Raw genomic sequence first — 2,417 nt, 5'->3', positions numbered from 1 at the left:
CTACAAATCAGGTCATTGAATCGAACAGGGGTAATTACGGTATGAGTCAGCGTCGAGTAGTCGTCACCGGTATGGGCCTGGTGTCTCCGTTGGGCAGTGGTGTCGAAGCGGTCTGGCAACGTTTGTTGGCGGGACGTTCGGGTTTGCGTGCGCTGCCTGACGCGGTGGTCGCCGATTTGCCGGCACGGGTCGGTGGCAGCGTGCCGACACCGGAAGAAGACGCCGAGGCCGGATTCGATCCGGATCGCGCCACACCGCCCAAAGAACAGAAGAAAATGGATCGCTTCATTCTGTTTGCCATGGAGGCAGCACGCCAGGCGCTGGAGCAGGCCGGATGGCACCCTGCCGAAGCCGCCGAGCAGGAGCGTACGGCGACCATCATTGGCTCCGGTGTCGGTGGCTTTGGTGCCATCGCGGACGCGGTGCGCACCACAGACAGTCGAGGGCCTCGGCGTCTGTCCCCATTCACCATTCCATCTTTCCTGGTCAATCTCGCCGCCGGTCATGTGTCGATCCAGCATGGCCTTAAAGGACCGTTGGGGGCGCCGGTGACGGCGTGCGCCGCCGGGGTCCAGGCGATTGGGGATGCTGCGCGGCTGATACGTGCCGGTGAAGCGGATATCGCCGTGTGCGGCGGTGCCGAAGCGGCAATCGACCGGGTCAGCCTCGCCGGTTTTGCTGCTGCCCGGGCGCTTTCCAGTGCTTTCAACGATACTCCCGAGCGCGCTTCACGACCGTTCGATCGCGACCGGGACGGTTTCGTCATGGGCGAGGGCGCCGGTCTGCTGGTGATCGAATCACTGGAGCATGCTTTGGCCCGTGGCGCGCAGCCACTGGCCGAGCTGGTCGGTTATGGCACCACTGCCGATGCCTATCACCTGACTGCCGGGCCGGAAGACGGCAGCGGTGCGCGGCGGGCGATGGCACTGGCGCTGGCGCAGGGTGGAATCACGCCGGATCAGGTGCAGCATCTCAATGCGCATGCGACTTCGACCCCGGTGGGCGACCTGGGTGAACTGGCAGCGATCAAGGCGCTGTTCGGCACGCAGAATAAAATTGCCGTGACCTCAACCAAATCCGCCACTGGCCACCTGCTCGGTGCTGCCGGGGGGCTTGAAGCGATCTTCACGTTGTTGGCGATTCGCGATCAGGTGGTGCCGCCGACCCTCAACTTCGATAACCCCGACCCTGCCAGCGAAGGGGTGGACATTGTCCATGGCCAGGCGCGGTCGATGCCGATCGAATACGCATTGTCCAACGGCTTCGGTTTTGGCGGAGTCAATGCCAGCGTGCTGTTCAAGCGCTGGCAGGCTTAATCTTCGGTGTGCTTGAGGTGTTCGCGGGTAACGTCGAGGATGCGTTGCGCAAACCCGGCATCCGCGACACTGCGCGACAGCAGCAACGCGCCGACGAGCGTCGACATGATCACAATGGCGCGGTCGGCGCAGTTGTCTCCCTCAAGGTTGTCCTCGATTTGTTCCAGTCGGGCATTGAGGACCTGATCGCTGGTAGGGCTCGGTTGTCCGCGCAGGCCCAGTTCCGAAGAAATGGTCAGCAGCGGGCAACCTTCATCGGGCGATGTCCTGTGCCATTCCGACAAATAGGTATCTATGAACGCCTCGAGCGGGTTGTCTGCGGCAAAGATTTGCGCACAGACCCCCGCGACTTGTTCACCCGCCTCCTGCAAGGCTTTCTCGACCAGTTCGTCCTTGGACTTGAAGTGCGAATAGAAACCGCCGTGGGTCAGCCCCAAGGCTTTCATTAACGGTTGCAGGCCGGTCGCGCCTATGCCGTCCTTGCGAAATCGTGCCGAGGCCTCCTTGATAATGCGCTGATGGGTCTGGGCTTTATGGTCTTGCGAGTAACGCATGTGTAGCTCTCCGCAACAATGCCCCATCTTAACCAAGGAAAATTACATGGTGACTGTACTTCAACTTCTAAAAACAGCGCGGAAAAGTCCAACAGGTTACTGAAATGAAAACCCCGCCAGTCAGGCGGGGTTCGGGTTCAGCGGTCTTGGGCTTCTTTGGCGTCTGCTTCGGCGTTGCGCTCGGCCACGCGTTTGCGTTCTTCATCGGTCAGTTCGACTTTGTTGGCGGTGTCGCGCAGCATCATCAATCCACCCACGATCGAGCCGATTGCAACGACCAGAATCAACCAAGCATACCAGGGCATAACGGCTCTCCTTAATGGCAGATCGACGGGCGAGAATTTCGCCGTACGAAGCTGCATACCACTTTTGAGCGAAGTGACGTCGCAGTGGTTCCATTCTAGGCCGGTTATGCCGGATGCACCTTAGTTCCTTGCAGGTGCAGCCCGCGCCTGCTTGAGCTTTACAAACCGGTAAGCATTGCGTCGGCCGGTGCGTTGGCGCGCAACTGGCCGGTGAGCAGGAAGTAAGCGAAACCAACGGCCAT

Annotated in this window: 3 protein-coding genes; 1 reads left to right on the top strand and 2 read right to left on the bottom strand. The window is 60.6% G+C overall.

What is annotated here, in order from left to right; genetic code table 11:
* Positions 1-41: 41 nt before the first annotated feature.
* Positions 42-1,316 carry a beta-ketoacyl-ACP synthase II gene (gene fabF, locus DBR24_RS23850; protein ID WP_128615967.1) on the top strand — a complete coding sequence of 425 codons (1,275 nt, stop codon included), beginning with the start codon at positions 42-44 and terminating at the stop codon, positions 1,314-1,316.
* On the opposite strand, the gene DBR24_RS23845 is transcribed toward fabF, so the two are convergent.
* Positions 1,313-1,870 (bottom strand): TetR/AcrR family transcriptional regulator, encoded by a 558-nt coding sequence (locus DBR24_RS23845; RefSeq protein ID WP_123466593.1) that lies wholly within the window; start codon positions 1,868-1,870, stop codon positions 1,313-1,315. The genes fabF and DBR24_RS23845 overlap by 4 nt on opposite strands.
* 137 nt (positions 1,871-2,007) lie before the next feature.
* Positions 2,008-2,175 (bottom strand): DUF2897 family protein, encoded by a 168-nt coding sequence (locus tag DBR24_RS23840; protein WP_064503201.1) that lies wholly within the window; start codon positions 2,173-2,175, stop codon positions 2,008-2,010.
* Between the last annotated feature and the right edge of the window lie 242 nt (positions 2,176-2,417).

Origin of the sequence: Pseudomonas sp. HMWF006 (assembly GCF_003061205.1) — a bacterium.
Classification (GTDB): Bacteria; Pseudomonadota; Gammaproteobacteria; order Pseudomonadales; family Pseudomonadaceae; genus Aquipseudomonas; species Aquipseudomonas monsensis.
Note: the sequence above shows the minus strand (reverse complement) of the source record. Positions and strands in the feature narration are given on the sequence as shown.